17 protein-coding genes and 1 pseudogene are annotated in these 17,849 nt (G+C 56.4%); 8 read left to right on the plus strand and 10 right to left on the minus strand.

Translation table 11 applies throughout. The features are described from left to right. Window positions 1-8: 8 nt before the first annotated feature. Together BJI67_RS07910 and BJI67_RS07915 are read left to right on the plus strand one after the other, a co-directional pair. Window positions 9-338, plus strand: coding sequence for a rhodanese-like domain-containing protein (locus BJI67_RS07910; protein ID WP_070074041.1), 330 nt, complete (start codon window positions 9-11; stop codon window positions 336-338). A gap of 47 nt (window positions 339-385) precedes the next feature. Then, entirely contained in the window at window positions 386-715 is a 330-nt protein-coding gene (locus BJI67_RS07915; RefSeq protein ID WP_197513390.1) for a YnfA family protein, read from the plus strand. Between the two features lie 617 nt (window positions 716-1,332). On the opposite strand, the gene BJI67_RS07920 is transcribed toward BJI67_RS07915, so the two are convergent. From BJI67_RS07920 to bufA1, 6 genes are read right to left on the minus strand one after another with little or no spacing between them, the layout of a single operon-like run. Next, window positions 1,333-1,842, minus strand: coding sequence for an RNA polymerase sigma factor (locus BJI67_RS07920; protein ID WP_070072572.1), 510 nt, complete (start codon window positions 1,840-1,842; stop codon window positions 1,333-1,335). A gap of 2 nt (window positions 1,843-1,844) precedes the next feature. Continuing rightward, window positions 1,845-2,753, minus strand: a complete 909-nt coding sequence (locus BJI67_RS16870) for a tetratricopeptide repeat protein (RefSeq protein ID WP_083250750.1) — start codon at window positions 2,751-2,753, stop codon at window positions 1,845-1,847. After that, on the minus strand, window positions 2,674-3,144 hold the full coding sequence (locus tag BJI67_RS07930; RefSeq protein ID WP_070072574.1) for a DoxX family protein: 471 nt from the start codon (window positions 3,142-3,144) through the stop codon (window positions 2,674-2,676). Before BJI67_RS07930 ends, BJI67_RS16870 begins: the two co-directional genes overlap by 80 nt. After that, the gene (locus BJI67_RS07935; protein WP_070072575.1) at window positions 3,131-3,916 is read right to left on the minus strand and encodes an HvfC/BufC N-terminal domain-containing protein; all 786 of its coding nucleotides are present in this window, start codon (window positions 3,914-3,916) and stop codon (window positions 3,131-3,133) included. Before BJI67_RS07935 ends, BJI67_RS07930 begins: the two co-directional genes overlap by 14 nt. Next, window positions 3,900-4,775: an MNIO family bufferin maturase gene (gene bufB / locus BJI67_RS07940; RefSeq protein WP_070072576.1), complete on the minus strand. Its 876-nt coding sequence runs from the start codon at window positions 4,773-4,775 to the stop codon at window positions 3,900-3,902. The genes BJI67_RS07935 and bufB overlap by 17 nt, the downstream gene beginning before the upstream one ends. Window positions 4,776-4,782: 7 nt before the next feature. Next, on the minus strand, window positions 4,783-5,175 hold the full coding sequence (gene bufA1, locus BJI67_RS07945) for a BufA1 family periplasmic bufferin-type metallophore (protein WP_083250752.1): 393 nt from the start codon (window positions 5,173-5,175) through the stop codon (window positions 4,783-4,785). Window positions 5,176-5,497: 322 nt separating this feature from the next. Here bufA1 and BJI67_RS07950 point away from each other — a divergent pair, with 322 nt between their 5' ends. Beyond that, window positions 5,498-5,686, plus strand: coding sequence for a hypothetical protein (locus BJI67_RS07950; RefSeq protein WP_070072578.1), 189 nt, complete (start codon window positions 5,498-5,500; stop codon window positions 5,684-5,686). A gap of 307 nt (window positions 5,687-5,993) precedes the next feature. Here BJI67_RS07950 and BJI67_RS07955 read toward each other — a convergent pair whose 3' ends face one another. Then, window positions 5,994-7,076, minus strand: coding sequence for an IS5 family transposase (locus tag BJI67_RS07955; protein WP_038094256.1), 1,083 nt, complete (start codon window positions 7,074-7,076; stop codon window positions 5,994-5,996). A gap of 273 nt (window positions 7,077-7,349) precedes the next feature. On the opposite strand from BJI67_RS07955, the gene BJI67_RS07960 reads away from it, so the two are divergent. The 5 genes and pseudogenes from BJI67_RS07960 to BJI67_RS07980 all read left to right on the plus strand — a co-directional run bounded on the left by BJI67_RS07960 (window position 7,350) and on the right by BJI67_RS07980 (window position 14,366). Then, window positions 7,350-7,733 carry an ArsR/SmtB family transcription factor gene (locus BJI67_RS07960; RefSeq protein ID WP_197512891.1) on the plus strand — a complete coding sequence of 128 codons (384 nt, stop codon included), beginning with the start codon at window positions 7,350-7,352 and terminating at the stop codon, window positions 7,731-7,733. Between the two features lie 247 nt (window positions 7,734-7,980). Next, the gene (locus BJI67_RS07965; RefSeq protein ID WP_197512894.1) at window positions 7,981-9,192 is read left to right on the plus strand and encodes a TolC family protein; all 1,212 of its coding nucleotides are present in this window, start codon (window positions 7,981-7,983) and stop codon (window positions 9,190-9,192) included. Between the two features lie 9 nt (window positions 9,193-9,201). Then, a complete protein-coding gene (locus tag BJI67_RS07970) occupies window positions 9,202-10,191 on the plus strand; it encodes an efflux RND transporter periplasmic adaptor subunit (protein WP_070072581.1) in 990 nt (329 codons plus the stop codon). Between the two features lie 14 nt (window positions 10,192-10,205). Beyond that, a complete protein-coding gene (locus BJI67_RS07975; RefSeq protein WP_070072582.1) occupies window positions 10,206-13,301 on the plus strand; it encodes an efflux RND transporter permease subunit in 3,096 nt (1,031 codons plus the stop codon). A gap of 36 nt (window positions 13,302-13,337) precedes the next feature. Beyond that, window positions 13,338-14,366, plus strand: a pseudogene (locus tag BJI67_RS07980) (IS630 family transposase). Window positions 14,367-14,390: 24 nt separating this feature from the next. Here BJI67_RS07980 and BJI67_RS07985 read toward each other — a convergent pair. The 3 genes from BJI67_RS07985 to BJI67_RS07995 all read right to left on the minus strand — a co-directional run bounded on the left by BJI67_RS07985 (window position 14,391) and on the right by BJI67_RS07995 (window position 17,795). After that, window positions 14,391-15,575 carry an NAD(P)/FAD-dependent oxidoreductase gene (locus BJI67_RS07985; protein ID WP_070072583.1) on the minus strand — a complete coding sequence of 395 codons (1,185 nt, stop codon included), beginning with the start codon at window positions 15,573-15,575 and terminating at the stop codon, window positions 14,391-14,393. 126 nt (window positions 15,576-15,701) lie between these two features. Continuing rightward, the gene (locus tag BJI67_RS07990; protein ID WP_070072584.1) at window positions 15,702-17,030 is read right to left on the minus strand and encodes an MFS transporter; all 1,329 of its coding nucleotides are present in this window, start codon (window positions 17,028-17,030) and stop codon (window positions 15,702-15,704) included. A gap of 9 nt (window positions 17,031-17,039) precedes the next feature. Next, window positions 17,040-17,795 carry an MBL fold metallo-hydrolase gene (locus BJI67_RS07995; RefSeq protein WP_070072585.1) on the minus strand — a complete coding sequence of 252 codons (756 nt, stop codon included), beginning with the start codon at window positions 17,793-17,795 and terminating at the stop codon, window positions 17,040-17,042. Window positions 17,796-17,849 lie beyond the last annotated feature (54 nt).

Below are 17,849 nucleotides of genomic sequence, written 5' to 3' on the forward strand. Positions count from 1 at the left end.
AGGGTGTCATGACTAAAAAGATATCGCCTGATGAACTCGCTGAGCTTATCGATAACGCCCAGAATTTTGTCTTGATTGATACGTTACCGCGTACGGCCTACGATGAAGGTCATTTGCCGGGCGCCATTAGCATCGTATCGGATGAGATCCTGACACGGGCGCCACGTGAAGTTCCGGACCGCGGTAAGATGATTGTGGTCTATTGCGCGAGCGCGGTCTGCCAGCGTGCCGGCTTGGCGGCCGAGCGGCTGGAGTCACTGGGGTATATGAACGTCCTCCATTACGTCGATGGCAAGCGCGGCTGGCTCGACAGCGGGCGAGAGCTGGAGGCTTCCTGATAGTGCCTCTCGTAGAAAGTGGCGGACTCACCGTCGTTGGTTCGGCTCTGGCCTTGCTGCGCATCGTGCTCCTGTTTGTCGTCACGGCGGTGGCCGAGATCGTCGGCTGCTATCTGCCCTGGCTCGTGATCAAGCAGGGCAAGCCGCTTTGGCTGCTGTTGCCCGCGGCGGTTTCGCTGGCCGCATTCGCGTGGTTATTGACCCTGCATCCCACCGCGGCTGGGCGAACATATGCCGCGTATGGTGGCGTATATATCGCCGTGGCAATCGGCTGGCTATGGATGGTCGAAGGGATACGTCCCAGTCTGCGGGATGTTATCGGCGCTCTCGTCGCTCTCACCGGGATGGCCATTATCATGTTTGCGCCCAGGCAGTAGGCTCGTTTGGGTCAAATGGCAGCCTTCATCTGTCGGTTGCATGCCGCAACTGAAGATGAAGGCTCGAACGGAATGGTCTAGATGGGCTTGTTGAATCTGAAGTATTTGCAAGACTCCGTTCAAGAATGCGAACACGATTATCACAAGGAGTATTGAAGTATCGAAATCGAACGAGAAACCAACTACGGCACTCGGATATCAACATTGACCTCTTTGTTCGAAAACGGCGATCTCTAGACCAGTATCAACACGATCTCCGGGATACCCAGTTAATCTGATGATGTGCCTGATAGTGAATGCTAACCAGATGCCGCTGAAATTCAGCATGCTGGCTCGCGTACCGATCGCCAGTTAGAACCATCCTGTCACAGTGTTTGTGGTTAGACCAGGCGCCGGAGGGTGTCCCGAAGGTAGCTGCCATAGAGGTCGTGGACTTTGACTTTATATTACATGCCGATACGCAGCTTCATGATCTCGCTGATGGTTGGTTGGAATAATTGGCCTTGGTGATGGCAAGATCATTGAGGAATGCCGCCGGTTCAGCATAAGATTGGATCATTCGGGCTAGTCGGATAAGCATCAACGCATACGTCAGTCCTCGGCCTTGATAGTCGGATTTAATCGTCGAGATACTCCTGAATCATTTGACGCCCACGATGGATGCGGCTTTTAACCGCTTCTCGCGTGAGTGCAAGTTGATTTGCAATCTCTGAAATCGAGTATTCCTCGACATCTCTCAAAATGATTACTGCCCGGTATTTATCAGGAAGAGACTGAATGGCCGAGATCAAGTCATATTGTAATCCTGGATTCTCGGTATAAATAAATACAATATTATCCGGCTCAGGCAGAGTCGTAAGTCCGCGCATGGATCGTAATAGTCTGGAACACTCCCTTCGCACAATCGAAAAAATCCATGCAGGAAATGAAACCAGTGTCCGAAGCGTGCCTAGTCTCCGATAAATTTGCATCATGGACTCCTGCACGGCATCGTCTGGGTCCACGCTGCTCGAGCATTGGGATTTGGCGATCCTTTGCAGATCTGGACGACACGAAATCAGTAATTTCTCGACAGCTTCCTGATCGCCCATTTTGGCCGATTCAAGAAGTTCGTGGTCATGCTGCATGCTCAGTTACCTCTCGTATTCTTGTTTTCTTTCTTGTTGTGATAAGCAACGGTTGTTTTTTCTTTCGCAATATATTTGATGTGCCTTAATGCTGATTTCGCAGAATAATCTCCTTGCGCCGCTGATTTGTTTAGCCAGTAGTCAGCGAGGCGCATATTTTTCGAGACCCCTAATCCTCGAAAATACATGCTTCCCAGATTGTATTGGGCACGTGCATCACCCTTCGATGCGGCCAAAGAAAACCAATGTATCGCTTTATTGTAATTGCGATGAACGCCTCGGCCGAGTTCATAAGCAATACCGAGATTGTTTTCAGCCATGATATTGGATTGTAATGCAGCTTTTCTAAACCAATAAACAACCCTGTGCGGGTCGGAGTGCACATCAATACCATTGGCATATGCAATAGCCATATTGACTTCTGCGATTGGGTTGCCCTGATCGGCTGAACGACGATACCAGTAGATGGCTTTTGTCGCGCTGGCGGGGAACCCAAGACCTCTTGCATAATCTCTAGCCAATCGGCACTGTGCTTTTGCGCTTCCATTTGCAGCAGACTTTCGATACCAATAGTTCGCCTGTTTCCATGACTTTTGGTTTTTGTTGCCGATTTTCGTTTGCATCGGATCAAACCAAGCGCCACGTCTATATTGGGTATTGGCAATCTCTCGAGCTGTCATTTTTTTGAGTTCGGTTAATTTTTTTGCGAATTCGCTGTGTTTTAAGCTCAATCTATCTTGGTATGCGACAGCAACCGTTTCATTGGTTATCAACGCGTAGATTGGTAACATGTTATCAGCGCTCAGATGGCAATAAGATATCGGAATCATTTTACGCAAGTTTTGCCCCGCTACGTGTTCTACGCCACCATAGCCGAATTGCGGCGTCAAATGATAAAATTCCGGGGCCATGTAGTAGTGTCGTCAACAACATCAATCCCCACACCTTGTGGTCGGTGAAGCCGGTCGACCACAGTGCCGGAAATGAAATCACGGCGATGATGTTGTAGACAAACAGGAAGCCGGCCGCAAACCGCGTGAACAGACCCAATGCAAGCAATATCGGGAAGCCAAGCTCGATACCTGTCGCCATGTAGGCCGCCACATCCGGCGGCAATAGCGGAACGTGGTATACATGCTGAAACATGTACATCGTCGAATACATGCTTTGGATTTTGACCATGCCGGCCCGCCAGAATACTTCGGCGACCCACAGCCTCAGCAGCAGGTCCGCCAGCGGGGACGCCTTGTTGAGGATCGCGGAAACGCGCGCATAAACGTCGACGGATTTATCGAGGATCATGATCTTCTCCTGTTTGGGGCACGCATAAGACCCCGTACGCCAGCATCTGCGACAGGCTTTGCGCGAAATCGAAATCGGGATGTAACGCGAGCGTTTCATCCAGCGCATCCGCGAGGGACGCGCCTTGGTCGACGAGAACCAGCCAGCGATAGTCGGGTTCGCCCAGCGACAGCACGAATACCTCTTCGCCTGGACGCGCCACGAGCAACGGCGCCGCTTCGAGCGTGTCGAGGTCGAGCCCTTCTGGGTGACGTTCCAGGTCGAGCGCAAACGACCAGATCTCGGCTGCGGCAAATCGCGGACTCAGCAGTCGGGCGGCCGGTATGAGGGCCAGCCCGGGGTCGACCGCGTCCGCCAGCACAGCCAGGTCCGGCACGCCCAGAGGCGTGACTTCCGCGGCATGGAAGCAGGTGTGCCAGGCCCATTCGAGGCGGGCGACGTCCGGAAGATAAGACAGAGCGGCAAGTTTCGGCTGCCCGGCGAGGTGGTCGGGGAATGTCTCGCCGTAGGCGCGCAGGTCGCCACTGACCGAGGGTGTCTGCCACGCATAATCCTCTGCAACGATCTCGAAAAACGCCTCACCTACCAGTGCGCACACGGCGGGGTAGATCCCGGCAAGCGCATCTCGGCGACTGATGCGCACGTTGTTCCGATAGATCGCGATGCGGCGGGAAGCAGAGAGATTACCGTCGGCTATCTCGAGCGGCGCGGTGCATTCCGGGTCATCCAACACCGCCGCGAATGCACCTTGCAGCTCAGACAATGTCGACATCCTGAACCTCTCCCAGTAGCCCTTCCGCGGTTGCCGCTTCCGTCTCAAGCACCGCAAGCGGGGGCAGGGCGGCATCCCATTCGATCAGGGTAGGGCGCGGGCCGACCAGCTCCAGAGTTTCTCGATAGAGCGCCCAAACCTCGGCGCAGACGGGTTGATCGTGCGTATCGATGCGCAGCACCGTACCGTCCTCGAATTCACGTCGCGTATGCCCGGCCAGATGGATCTCCCGCACGCGCCGCCGGTCAAGCGCACAAATGAAATCCAGCGCTGCATAGCCGTGATTGCAGGCATTCACGTAGACGTTGTTGACGTCGAGAAGAATGCCGCAGTCGGCCGATTCGGCCACGGCGCTCACGAATTCCCACTCGCGCAGCGTCGAGGCATCGAACTCCAGATAGCTGGAGACGTTCTCCAGCAGGATCTGCCGTCCGAGCGTGTCCTGCACCCGACCGATACGCTCCGCGACATGCGCGACCGCTTCCTCGGTATAGGGCAGCGGCAGCAGGTCGTTGAAGTGCCTGCCGCCCCGTGCGTTCCAACACAGGTGTTCGGATATCAGCGCCGGTTGCACCTGATCGGCCAGCATGCGCAGCCGCCGCAGGTGTCCGTCGTCCATGGGATCCGTATTGCCCAGCCCCATGCCGACGCCATGCAGGCTTAGCGGGTAACGCTCGGCCAGCATACGCAGATTGCGCAACGGCCGGCCTCCCGGACCGAAATAGTTTTCGCTATGGGCCTCGAGCCAGGCGGCTGCAGTGCCGCCCAGCAGGATTTCCCGTTCGTATTCGGCACGTAGCCCGATCCCGGCCTGTGCCGGGATCGGAGCAACATCGCCTTGGCGGTCAGGCGCGTTCATGCGTCGATCAGGAACCGCTCTCATCAAGCAGTTTTTCGCGCTTCATTTCGAGCATTTTCTTGACCATCTCGCGTTTCTCCGGCGACATCTCCATCAGCTTGTGGTGGAACATCTGCTCGCGTTTGAGGGCAACATCGCTGGGATGCGTTGTGCCGCCCGCGATCATGCCGCATACGCCCTGCGGCACCATGATGAAGGCGTTCGGATCGCGCGCTTTCGGATCGGTGCCGGCGCAGGAACCGGTGGCGGTTTTGCAGTCGTTGCGATAGGCCGCATTGACGCCGAAGCACTTGACCATTTTCGGGCCAGAGGCTGCGTTGGCTGCAGTACCTGCAGCCAGGGCTGCAGAAGCGACAACGCTGGCAAGAGCGACTTTAAGTACTTTATGGTGCGATCTCATATAGACCTCTCAATGAAGGATGGATAACGACAACTTCAACAGGCACTGACAATCTAGTGAATCAAGATCGTTTTCAAGCAAGTTACCAATGCGGCGACTTACCCTTTATAGAGGCGCCAAACTGGTAAAAGGATTCACGGTATCGTAAAAAATTGGATCGAATGCCAAACATCGATCCGGAACGATATATGATCTGCCAAACAAATTAGGAGCAGCAGTGGCGATGTCCGGGCTGATTCGGCCTACCGCGACCAGACCCGCGAGCACGCGCTCGCGCGGGCCGGCTACCGTAGCCACATCCATCGCAAGGGCAGCCGCAAGCGTGCCTTGTAATGAACGCGAGCAGGCCGCCAACCGTCAACGCTCGAAGATACGGGCGCAGGTCGAGCACATCTTTGCCCAGCAGGCCAATCGATTGATACGCACCATCGGCAAGGCGCGGGCTGAGGTTAAGATCGGGATGATGAACCTGGTCTACAACATGCGACGCCTGGTGTGGCTGGCCGGATGATGAGGGGGCATTGCAGCAGGATAGCCCTCACTCAAGGTATTCTGACTGAATGAAGTCCGGATGCAGAATCTGAACATTAACTAAAATCGTCAACCATCAGGATTTCTACAAACCCCTTTTACCCCTGAATTCAATTCGGCGTTTTTAGAGGTGCCCTTAACAGGCTGTTGAAAATTCCCCCGATTTAGCGGTTATCATGTTGATCAGGGTCCATTGGCGACGTGCCCCTTCGGATCTGGGGCCTGATTTTTCCCGAAAACAGCCCAAATCCCGATCTCTGGGCGCACCGATCCCTTGATGTGTGCCTTCAACATGCTGCCAGTCCCAGATTGCGCATCCGCACCAGGTTGTAGGCCGCCGCGCTGAGCACAAACTGGAAATCCAGTTTCTCGCGTCCGACAAACCGACTTTTGCGCAGACCCGCAATGGTCTTGAGCCAACCGAAGCATTCTTCGATCCGCTTGCGGATCGTCAGGCTGGTTCGGTAACCGGGATGGCCGATGGTGCGCCCGTCGATGGCCGAGCGGCGCCCGGCCGTGTTCTGAGCCACATGCGGCGTGACGTTTCGTCCACGCATCGCCGCCACAAAGCCTTGCGTGTCATAGTTCTTGTCCGCGCCCAGCGTGATCCGGTGGCTCCCGCCGAGCGCGTCGACAAGCTCGACACCGGCCTCGCGCTCGGCCGTGCCGGTGGCCTGGCTCGTCTGCGACTCGACGATCAGGCCGTGGCGGTTTTCCATCAGCAGGTGTCCGAGGTAGCTGAGCTTGGCGGTCGTGCCTTCGCTCTTGCGATACAGCAAGGCATCCGGGTCGGTCCTGGAGACGTGCGTTTCCCGACACCGCTTCTGCCCGCGAAAGTCCACCGTGGGATTGCGCCCGCCACCGCTCGGCGGCGCGTCCTCGTCCCGGGGCCGGTAGCTCTTGTGCGAGGCCAGCGCTTCGATCAACGTGCCATCGACGCTGAAGTGTTCGCTAGACAGCAGATCGGCCGCACGGGCCTGATCCAGCACCCGGGCGAAGAAGGTGCGGGCCACATCGCCTGCAAGCAGGCGGTCACGGTTCTTGGTAAACGTGGAGTGGTGCCAGACCGGATCGTCCATGGAAAAGCCCACAAACCAGCGAAACAGCAGGTTGTAGTCGATCTGTTCGACCAACAGGCGTTCGCTGCGGATGGTGTAGAACGCCATCAACAGTTGCGCGCGCAGCAGCTTCTCCGGCGGGATCGAGTCACGGCCCATATGGGCATACAGCGCATCGAAGTCAGCGTCGAGTTCTTTGAGCGCTTGATCGACCATCCGCCGGATCGGGCGCAGAGGATGGTCCTTCGGCACCCGTTGCTCCGGGCTGACCGTGCTGAACAGCCCATCCTGATGTATGTCGGCACCGCGCATCGGCCACAACCCTCACTCAACAATACAAAACCAATCTTCCGGGTTTACAGGACTTTTTCAACAGCCTGTTAAAATAGGGCACGAGTCGCCTCCATCCGAGTGAGCCAGATGAAGGGTTTCTGTTTCTTGTTGTGGCAGTCAATATAATCGGCAGATAGCCTACCCCTACCCCAGCAGAAAAAATTCCTGCCCGGAGTCAAGCTCCGAAGATACTTGATTGACCCGTTCCTGTATATATTTTATTATTTGCGTAAATGTCGAAGCGATGCGTCCGTGAAAACATCAGGTAAATTCCCCGTCGGTCCAATGTGCAACGTGACCTGCTTCGAACAGGAGAAGGTTGCTCGCGTGAAAGCGGGACTTGTGGCTGAGCAAAAATTACTGCCTCAATTGGCCGAATTTTATAAGTTGCTCGGCAACACAACGCGGCTGAAGATACTCTTTGCGTTAACCCAAGGTGAACTGTGCGTTTGTGATGTCGCTCACGTTCTGGAACTTACAGTGGCGGCGACATCTCACCAGCTTAAGCTCTTGCGCGACCAAGGTTGGCTCTCCATGCGTAACGATGGAAAGATGGTTTATTACCGGGCGAACAGTGGCGAGTTGCTCAAGGCACTTCATGATGATTTGAAGATACTGGAAACACGATGGAGGTAAGAGATTTTTCGGCCACAACGTTTAGACAATATCGATAATGAGAAGATATATATACAGTATGACATGTGTCTTGTCTCTATCTGGCTGCGCCACGTTTCATGCGCACCCACTCACTGCGGGGACAAGTGCCGCGACCCTGCAACAACGTTCGTTGCAGTCCTCTGACCTGAGAGATTACCTTGCTCGGCACGATATCAATGTCACGCGTTGGCCCTTACAGCAATGGTCTGTAGCCTCGCTTGTGCTAGTGGCGCACTACTATGATCCGAACCTCGCAATCGCCCGTGATCGCTGGTTCAAAGCCATTGCCGCCGAACGAACAGCGGCTGCTTACCCGAATCCGCCCCTCAGTCTCACGCCTCTGTACACAACAAATGCGCCGGTCAACATATCCCCCTGGACTGTGGATATCGGCGCCGCTTTGAGGCTGATCACAGCCGGTAAACACGGCGACCGTATCGCTGTGGCGCGAGCACACGTCGAAGCTGCACGCTACACCTTTATGCAGGCGGAATGGGCCATTGATGCTCAAGTGAAGAATGCCTGGCTTGACCTCGTGACAGCGCGCCGCCGTCAGCTCCTGCTCGAGGCCCGAGTGGAAGATACTCGTGCACTTTTTGACGCTGACACTGCGGCTGTGAACGCCGGCCAGAGCCCTCCGTTCGACGCGTTTGCCACAAAACGGCTATGGAACAAGGCAATGAATGCGGTGGTCACTGGCCGCGCCGCAACAGCACGCGCGCAACAAGCTCTGGCTAATGCCATCGGTATTCCCGATGGCCGGCTGGCTAAGATCCGCATCAGTGCCACTGACAGAATATCGAGACCCAGGAGCCTACCGCCGGAGAGCCAATTACAAACTTTCGTATTGACTCAGCGCGCTGATGTGCGGGCAGATGTACTCCGTTATGCGGCAAGTCAGTTCCGGTTGAAGCTCGCGATCGCTCAGCAATACCCTAGTATCACCGTTGGACCTGGCTATCGGTGGGATCAAGGTGCTCATCGTTGGTCGCTTGGGTTCTCACTGATATTGCCCGTATTCAACCAGAACCAAGGGCCTATCGCCGAAGCACGCGCGCAACGGACGCTGAGAGCGGACCAGTTACGCGCCCTCCAGCTGGAGTTGATCAGCCAGCTAAAAAATGCAGTCACCACATACCGTACCGCACAGCGAATGCTGGAGTTGGCGCTACAGCGTTTGCGGGATGACCAGAAGCAGGTGCGAGACGACCATACTGCGCTGACCCACGGTCAGATTGCTCGCACTACTTGGCTGCGAGCTCGCATAGCATTAGTGCAGGGCGAACTCGATGTTATCGATGCACACGCGCAACTGTTACATGCACGCCTGCGTATCGCCACCCTGATCGAACACCCGCTGGGGTCGGACACGGCGCCGAATTCCAAGCGGCTTCACGCGATGTCGTGGTCCTGTCGGTTCCCTAGCGCAACAACGTGAGCACTTTCCATGATGCGGACCTTTTACTCAGTTCTGTTCATTGCTGTACTGATACTGCCGCTGCCGGTCTATGCCACTCTTCAGGGTGTGGCATCGCTGTCGGTGGTAGTGACGCCACGGATGTCCCGGACCATAAGCTTGCGCACCGAGAAATTGCGCCGACAGTCTTGGCGACCATCGTGGACCGCTTACGGCCGCGTGATCTCGGGGGCGAGCCTGATAGCCACTGCGCGCACTGTAATCGACGCACGACAGACCCTTGTGGCGATGCGTGTTACTACTGCGGCGGCCGATGCAGAGTACCGGCGTTTGCGGAGGTTGTATGCTCTGCATGCAAATGTCGCGTATCACCAAGTGCAAAGCGCACAAGCACGTTGGCAAGCCGATCATGCCGCACTGCAGAAGGCAAAGATGGGTCTCATGGTGGTGCGCGCATCTGCGAGTGCCGAGTGGGGATCGGTGATCAGCAATTGGCTAACCCCGGGCTCGCGACACCTGAGGCAGTTAGCTGCAGGTGAGGCACGTCTTATACGACTTACACTGCCAGGGCGCACGCGGATCACTTCACCTAAAAATAGCATTACTCTCGTCACGATTGATGGAGCCAGAATCCCGGCTACCTGGATTTCCGTTGCTCCGACCTTAGGGCAGGGGTTACAGGGAATTGCGTTTTACGCCTGGACGATTCAGGTCAAAGACCGACTTGCCTATGGCACCGGCGTGGTCGGTCTCATTCCTCATGGACCAAAGATGGATGGCGTTATCGTGCCGCGGACAGCTGTGATCTGGTCCGGTTCTTCGGCCTGGATATTCATGCGCAGCGATACAAATACATATCGGCGCGAGCCTATATCGACACGTTACCCGACCCGAGATGGCTGGTTCGAACCCAATACCCCTGGTCCGGGCGACGTTATTGTTACCGAGGGAGCACAAACGCTGTTTTCCATCCAACAACAGCAGGGCGAGTCGTCGTCGCCACCTGGCGACGACGACTGAGGGGACGCTAAACGATGCTGAAGCAGTTGGTTACATGGTCTCTGCATCATCGCGGGGTGGCAATCACGTTAGCTGCAATATTGGCGATCTATGGTGGTTTCAAGCTTACACATGCGCAATACAGCGTCTTCCCTGAGTTCGCGCCACCCCAAGTGGTTATTCAAACGCAGGCCCCGGGGTTCTCTCCCCGTCAGGTCGAGAAGTTGGTTACCACGCCGATCGAAAATGTGATCAATGGGGTGATCGGTATCGCCTCGATGCGCTCGGTTTCCACCGCTGGCATCTCAGTCATCAAAGTAACCTTCGGCCAGAACACGAACGTTTATCTTGACCGACAGTTCGTTGCCGAACGGCTAGCTAATGTGGCCAACCAACTCCCATCAGGGGCTGAGACGCCCACAATGACACCGTTGACCTCGTCGACGGGGAAGGTGCTGATATTCGGGCTCACTTCCAAGACACGATCATTGATGGACGTGCATACCGTCGCCCAGTGGACGGTGAGACGCCGGCTCCTGGCCATCAAGGGTGTGTCCGATGCAGTGGTCTTCGGTGGCCAAGTGCGCCAGTTACAGGTCCAACTCCATCCTGTCGCTTTAGAGCATTACGGGCTGTCAATCGCCCAGATCGCACATGCCACCAGCTTGGCCACCGGAATTCGCGCCGCGGGTTTCATTGATACACCCAACCAACGTATCCAGATACAGGCCGAAGGCCAAGCCACAAACCCCGCCCGCTTAGCGACGGCAATCGTTGCCATGCGGCACGGCGTTCCAGTCACACTGGGTGACGTAGCGACGGTCACATATGCCCCGGCACCTCCGGTAGGGGCTGCCTCGATTGACGGTCACCCCGGTGTGCAAATTCTTGTCTGGGCACAATACGGCACTAACACGCTGGTGGTGACACGACGCGTGGACGCGGCCTTACACGCCCTCGAACCTGTGCTCGCTAAACAGCACATAAAGCTCTGGCCGGATCTTTTCAGGCCCGCAAGCTTCGTACATCGAGCCGTCGGCAATCTCGGAAGTGCGCTGACCATCGGTGGTGTGCTGGTGGCAATCATGTTGTTTCTATTCCTCTTTAACTGGCGGACCGCACTCATCTCTCTGGCCGCCATTCCTTTGTCGCTACTGACCGCAACTCTGCTTCTGCAGATGTTCGGTTACACCCTCAATACGATGACGTTAGGCGGATTGGCAATAGCAATCGGTCTGTTGGTAGACGACGCGGTAATCACGGTGGAGAACATCTACCGCAGGTTGAGCGAAAATAATGCCCAGAGTGCACCACGTAGCACGTTGCGAGTCATTCGTGATGCAACTCTGGAGGTTCGTAGCGCCGTAGTCTATGCGACCCTGGCCATCGCCATGGTGTTCGTGCCAGTGATGACATTGCCTGGAGTTGCCGGCCGTTTGTTTGCGCCGTTGGGGTATGCCTACGTGCTGGCCACATTGGCTTCATTGCTCGTGGCGTTGACTGTAACACCGGTGCTGTGCATGTTTTGGTTAGCCCGTGGGTCTATCCCCAGCCGCGAACCGCCCCTCATACGTTGGATCAAGCCAGGTTACCGCTATGTGCTTTTGCGGATAGATCGCCATTATCGGTGGGTCTTCGCGGCAGTGTTACTCATGGTTCTGCTGGGCGCCAGTGCTTTGCCTTTTTTCGGTGCCCGCTTTATCCCACAACTCAAGGAAGGTCACTACATCATCCATATGGTCATGACGGCGGGCACATCGCTTGGGCAGTCCCTACGTATGGGCAAGATCGTGTCCGCTCACCTTGAAGCATTACCGTTCGTAGAGTCTGTGACACAACACGTGGGACGGGCGCCGGAATCTCACGATGTCCTAGGCACCAATACCAGCGAGTTCGACGTTGCTCTCAAGCCGATGGGCGGTCCAGCAATCGTAACAGCACGACAAACTATACAGAATGTGGTCGACGCCATCCCCGGTGCTACTTTCGCGGTTAAGACGTTCCTGTCTGCCCGCATCCAAGAGACCATTTCCGGCCAGAGAGCACCGGTGGTGGTACATGTGTTTGGCTTGAAGCTGAACCAGCTTGGCTCCATGGCACGTCAGGTCGCGGCTATTTTACGCACGATTCCGGGAGCCACGGGCGTGCAAATGCAGTCGCAACCGAATAGCCCTTCGCTTGTAATCCGTCTGGAGCCAAGCGCATTGGCACGCTGGGGACTGCACCCTGTGGACGTGCTGGACACGTTGCACACGGCCTACGGCGGTGATGTCGTTGGGCAGATCTATACCGGGGATCGTATCTTCGATGTCACAGTAAGTCTGCCATCCTCTCAGCGACGAGATCCATCGATTATCGGGAATCTACTGCTACGCGCCAGCGATGGTGTGACGGTGCCACTTCGTGATGTGGCGATGATCTATGCCACGAGCGGACCAAAGGCAATCCTTCACGAAGGCGGTCGACGCGTGATTACGGTTACCTCTGGTGTGGCCGGGCGTGACATCGCCTCTTTCGTTAGGGCCGCAAAGGCCGCGCTCGACAGTAAGCTCGAGCTACCTCACGGGGCTTACTTGGAGTTCGCAGGAAGCGCGCAGGAGCAAAAACGAGCAACCACTCGATTGCTTCTCACGTCCCTCATCGCAGCTGTTTTCATCGTGCTGCTGCTGTCCTTGGTGCTGACCAGCATGCGCAACCTTGCCCTGATCCTCGCCAATATCCCATTCGCCTTGATTGGTGGCGTTCTAGGTATATTTGTCGTATTTGGGGGCACCCTATCGATGGGAGGCATGGTGGGCTTTGTTACCTTGTTTGGTATCACGCTGCGCAATGGGATGATGATGATTGCTCACTATGAACATCTGGTATATGTAGAAGGGGAACGCTGGAACAAAGCGTTGGCCATACGGGGGGCACAGGAACGGCTCGCCCCAATTTTGATGACTACTTTAGTAACAGCGTTCGGTCTTTTGCCGTTAGCTGTGGGCCGCCAGGCTCCAGGTAATGCAATTGATGGCCCCATGGCAATCGTCATCTTGAGCGGATTAATGACATCTGCGATATTGAATCTGTTGGTGTTGCCCAGCACGGTACTGCGCTTCGGACGATTTACTCATAAGTCGGTAGATTAGGGAACAAATGATGTCTTCATGCGGTCATAATTAGGTATGAAGAACGATGGCCGGACATTGACTCGCGAGACGCTGGAAGCGATGCGCTTCATGGCGCTGGAGCGGATGGCGGAGGGCGAATCGCCGGCCGCGATCGCGGCCTCGTTCGGGATGCACCGGACGTGGGCGTACAAGGTACGGCTGAAGGCGCGCGGCCAAGGCAAGCGGGCCCTGCAGTTGCGGCGGGCACCCGGACGGCGCCGGAAGTTGAGCAATGCCCAGGAGCGGCAAGTGTTCCGGTGGGTCAACGGCAAGAACCCGCGGCAATATGGCTTCGACTTCGGTTTTTGGACCCGCCAGATCGTGCGCGAACTGATCGCACAGCGATTGGGGGTTTCGCTGAGCCTGGCCTCAGTGGGCGCGTTGCTGGCGCGGGTCGGCTTGACCGCGCAAAAGCCACTCCAGCGCGCGTATCAGTGGGATCCTGACGCGATCGAGCGCTGGCAACGGGAAACCTATCCGGCGATTGCCCGCCAGGCCAAGCGGGACAAGGCCGACATCTATTTTTGGGACGAGTCGGGTTTTCGTGCCGACTCGGTGCACGGCAAGACCTGGGGCGCCAAAGGATACACGCCGGTCGTCTCGGTGCCCGGACAACGGCAAGGGATCAGTGCCGCCTCGGCGGTCAGTGCCAAGGGGGCGTTCTGGTTCGCGACTTACAAGGGCGGCTTGAACGACGACCTGTTCGTGACCTTCCTACAGCGCCTGATGCGCGGCCGACGCAAGCCGCTGCATCTGATCCTCGATAATCTGCCTGCGCACAAGACCCGCGCCGTCAAAACCTATGTCGCCCAGTCAAAGGGCCAGTTGACGTTGCACTTCCTGCCCGACTATGCCCCCGAACTCAATCCCGACGAGCTGGTCTGGAGCCACGCCAAGCGCACGGGCAATGCCCGCCGGCCGTTGCGTGCCGGATAACGTCTGGAAGATCGCATCCAGTTTCAACTCGCCAACATGGCCGCACAGCCGAATCTGATCCGCTCGTTCTTCAGGCATCCAAGTGTTGCCTATATTACTGACTGCTGAGTAAGTTTCTGATTTCAGTGATCGTCATAAATGCCGAAGATAAAATAGGAATATCCGCTCGAACGACCCTTTAACGCGAATCAGTATTTTTGAGCGTCTAGGAAAAATATTCCAGAATGGTGGTTTGCCGTCTTCAGAGACGTGCATCCATAGCGCATCATTCTCCATATCCAGTATGCACGAAAGTTCGTGGCGATAGCGATTGGTTGCGCCCTTTCCGGCTAGTACGGCCTTCGTGTTTCGCGCCGCCGCTTTGGCACGTAGCTGTGCCATATGGGCCTGATGCGGCACCCATGGAGGAGGGGTTTCATGACTGGCGCAATCGCCTGCGGCAAACACATTATGTAATCCCCTGGCTTGCCCATATCGATCGACATCAAGGTGGCCTCCCACAGAAATGGGAAGGCAGGACTGTTTCGCGAATTTTGGGCCAGTCATTTCCGGCGAATAGAGCACCAGATCAGCTTTACGGAAAGTGCCGTCCGGATTGACCATGCCCCCCTCGACGAATTCAACAGGAGCATACCCGTCGTCAAGGATGATCTCCCGCTCTCGGAGCCGGTCGGTGAGCACACCTTTTTCTCCTGGATTTCGATTGGGAGAAAAAAAATGAATCTCGAACTGATCACGAACTCCTCTCTTTCTCAAGGCATAATCCAGAAGACAGACGCACTCATACATCGGCCCGGTGCGTCCGGCGACAAAACCGTCAGTCTTGTTAATTTTGAATCCGACATAGACGATCCCGCCGTCTAGCGTCGCTAGCTTAGCCATGAAACGCTCCATGTCATCGGGTCCATAACAAGGAGAATAGGTGTGCTCCTCCGTTCCTGGGATATCATCTTTCCTGAAAGATGGACCCGTACCGAGAAAGAGGACGTCATTCGTGTACGTTCCCCGGTCCGTGATCACCGTTCTTCCATCATCCCGCACATCAGTCACCTGGCCTTCGACAAACCGAATGTTTCTCCGCTGCAGGAAGGGACGAATGTCGACCGTAATGCCTGCTTTGTTCCGTTTTCCAGTCAGAAATCCAGGGATTGCCGGACTGTATACGAATACTCCGTTTCCGATCACGGTGATATCATAGCGGGAATGGATTCTCCGAATGAACCAGGCAAAGAAGGGGAAGACGGGACTAGCAAGAAAGTACATGATGAAAAACAGAGAAGCGAATCCATTGCCTGCAATGACGACCTTTTTTTTCATATAACCCCCGAGTAAAAAACCGGCGATTGCACTTTACTTCCTGGCCGCCGATGAGTGCTCGAAAAGTTATTATCCATTTCAGCTAAGCCCTGGCAGGGCGCGTTTCTTATTCCACAGGAATACCCTTTACAACACATCGTTCGGTGTTGCCGCTGGGTTGATCCGCGGATGAGTTTCCACGCTGCCGAAAGCTACCCAGGCGCCGGACAGCAGCAACAGCACCAGGGTGACCCAGAATGCGGGCGTGACATGGTCGGTGAGCTGGGCGACCCCGCCAAGAATCAGTCCGCCGATGGCATAACCCGTGTCACGCCAGTAGCGATAGGCACCCAGGGACGCACCGCGCCATCTGGGGTCTGAGATGTCGTTGACCGCTGCGATGATGTTGGGATAGAGCATGGCCATCCCGATACCCATGACCACGGCGCTGGCGAGCCACAGAGCAAGCCCGTCGAGCAGTAACACACCCAGAACGCCCAGCGCTACAAGCCACAGGCCCCAGGCGATCAGCCACTTGCGACCGATGCGGTCGGACAGCGGCCCACTCCACAATTGCGAAGCGCCCCATACTGCTGCGTAGACGCCGGTCACCCAGCCGATGCCCACCAGGCCAAGACCACGCTGATGCAGATAGAGCGGAAACAGAATCCATACCAGCGTATCGGCCACCTTGTTGGTCACGCCTGCCTGGCTGAGCGCGCGCAGGGTGGGGTGGCGGAATGACACCAGCAGGAAGATCTCCCAAGCTCCGGGTTCTTCGGTGCGGGTTTGCGGAATCCGCGCTTTCGGGCCGTCGTGGCGTCCTTCCCGGTGAGCGCGGCTCTCGGCATGGGCGAATCCCCGCGTCTCGCGCACAAACCAGAGGGTAGTCAGAGCGGCGAGCAGAATCACCCCCAGTGAAAACCCGAACAGTGCGACTCGCGGACCGTAAGTGGCCGCCAGGATACCTGTCGCCAGCCCGGCTACGCCCATGGCGGCATACCCACCGAACTCATTGATCCCCACCGCGAGACCTCTTTGATCTGTACGCGCCAGATCCACCATGCTGATCACGGTGACGGACCAGGCCAGTCCCTGGCTGATGCCGAGGAAGACGTTCGCGATGACAACCCAGCCCCAGTTCTGCGCGTACAGCAACAGGAATGGGATAGGTAAGGCCGCCAGCCAGCCGAGCAGCAGCACCCTTTTGCGGCCGATGCGATCAGCCATGGCACCGGCAGCGAAATTCACTAGGCCCTTGACGAAACCGAAGGCGATGACGAAGGAGGCCAGCCACAGAAAGGCTCCTTTGGTAACACCGAAATCGGCAGATAATGTTGGCAGCACAGTACGCTCGGTGCCCAGGGTCAGACCGACGAACACCACCTGCAGGGTCTGCATGAGAAATTGCGGGGCATTGAGACGTATGCCGCGCCGGTGGGCTTCGTCCTGACTCGAGGCGGAATCGAAATTCATCGTAATGCCTCAAGCTGTTACGGAGGGGGCCGGTTTGAGTCCCAGATTGACCTCGACCATGCGATCCATTTCGGCGGGACGTGGCGGGATTTCCTGGGTCAAGGCTTCGATAAAGGCATCTCGGGACAAGCTCAACAATGGGTTCCAGCGCTTCTCGAAACCGAGCGTCGAGCCGGGTTTGCCCGAAATGCCGGCGCCGCACACGCTACCCGCCACATGTCCTGCATAGATTTCCGTTTCATCGGGTAGATCCAGTAATTTTCCATGCAGGCTGTCCCAGAGTTGGCCGGCCATTTCAACTTCTCTGCCCGCAAGATCGGGGCGACCCACTGCACCCACGAACAGCGTGTCTCCGGTCAACACAAACCAGGGTTGATCGCCACGGCGCTTGTCGGTGACCAGAAGGCATACCGAATCTGGGGTATGACCTGGTGTGTGCAGCACGTCAATGGCGACGTTGCCTACCTCGATGCGCTGTTTATCCGCCAACGGCTCGAAACCGAATTGCACGTTGCCTAGGTTCGCCTCATGCAGGCAATACGTGCCGCCGCTGCGTTCGGCCAGCGGGCGGCCGCCGGAGTAATGGTCGGCATGAATATGCGTATCGATAACATGCGTGATACGAACATCCTGCTTGCGGGCTTCCTCAATGAACCAATCTTCGTCTCCCAGCACGGGGTCGATGGCCACGGCCACGTGGCAGGAACCGCAGCCGAACAGGTAGGACAGGGTGGCATCCTTGGTGGGTAGTTGTCTGAAAAACATGATCCATCCTCCTCAATGAGATAGTTTTGCGGCCGGCTGTCAATGGTTGGTTTG

This window comes from Acidihalobacter aeolianus, from assembly GCF_001753165.1.
GTDB classification, from domain to species: domain Bacteria; phylum Pseudomonadota; class Gammaproteobacteria; order DSM-5130; family Acidihalobacteraceae; genus Acidihalobacter; species Acidihalobacter aeolianus.

Excerpts from the sequence above, each read along its gene's own strand:
- BJI67_RS07910 (WP_070074041.1), top strand. The coding sequence starts at position 9 with ATGACTAAAAAGATATCGCCTGATGAACTCGCTGAGCTTATCGATAAC.
- BJI67_RS07920 (WP_070072572.1), bottom strand. The coding sequence starts at position 1,842 with ATGCAGCATGACCACGAACTTCTTGAATCGGCCAAAATGGGCGATCAG.
- BJI67_RS16870 (WP_083250750.1), bottom strand. The coding sequence starts at position 2,753 with ATGGCCCCGGAATTTTATCATTTGACGCCGCAATTCGGCTATGGTGGC.
- BJI67_RS07930 (WP_070072574.1), bottom strand. The coding sequence starts at position 3,144 with ATGATCCTCGATAAATCCGTCGACGTTTATGCGCGCGTTTCCGCGATC.
- BJI67_RS07935 (WP_070072575.1), bottom strand. The coding sequence starts at position 3,916 with ATGTCGACATTGTCTGAGCTGCAAGGTGCATTCGCGGCGGTGTTGGAT.
- bufB (WP_070072576.1), bottom strand. The coding sequence starts at position 4,775 with ATGAACGCGCCTGACCGCCAAGGCGATGTTGCTCCGATCCCGGCACAG.
- bufA1 (WP_083250752.1), bottom strand. The coding sequence starts at position 5,175 with ATGAGATCGCACCATAAAGTACTTAAAGTCGCTCTTGCCAGCGTTGTC.
- BJI67_RS07955 (WP_038094256.1), bottom strand. The coding sequence starts at position 7,076 with ATGCGCGGTGCCGACATACATCAGGATGGGCTGTTCAGCACGGTCAGC.
- BJI67_RS07970 (WP_070072581.1), top strand. The coding sequence starts at position 9,202 with ATGATGCGGACCTTTTACTCAGTTCTGTTCATTGCTGTACTGATACTG.
- BJI67_RS07975 (WP_070072582.1), top strand. The coding sequence starts at position 10,206 with ATGCTGAAGCAGTTGGTTACATGGTCTCTGCATCATCGCGGGGTGGCA.
- BJI67_RS07985 (WP_070072583.1), bottom strand. The coding sequence starts at position 15,575 with ATGAAAAAAAAGGTCGTCATTGCAGGCAATGGATTCGCTTCTCTGTTT.
- BJI67_RS07990 (WP_070072584.1), bottom strand. The coding sequence starts at position 17,030 with ATGAATTTCGATTCCGCCTCGAGTCAGGACGAAGCCCACCGGCGCGGC.
- BJI67_RS07995 (WP_070072585.1), bottom strand. The coding sequence starts at position 17,795 with ATGTTTTTCAGACAACTACCCACCAAGGATGCCACCCTGTCCTACCTG.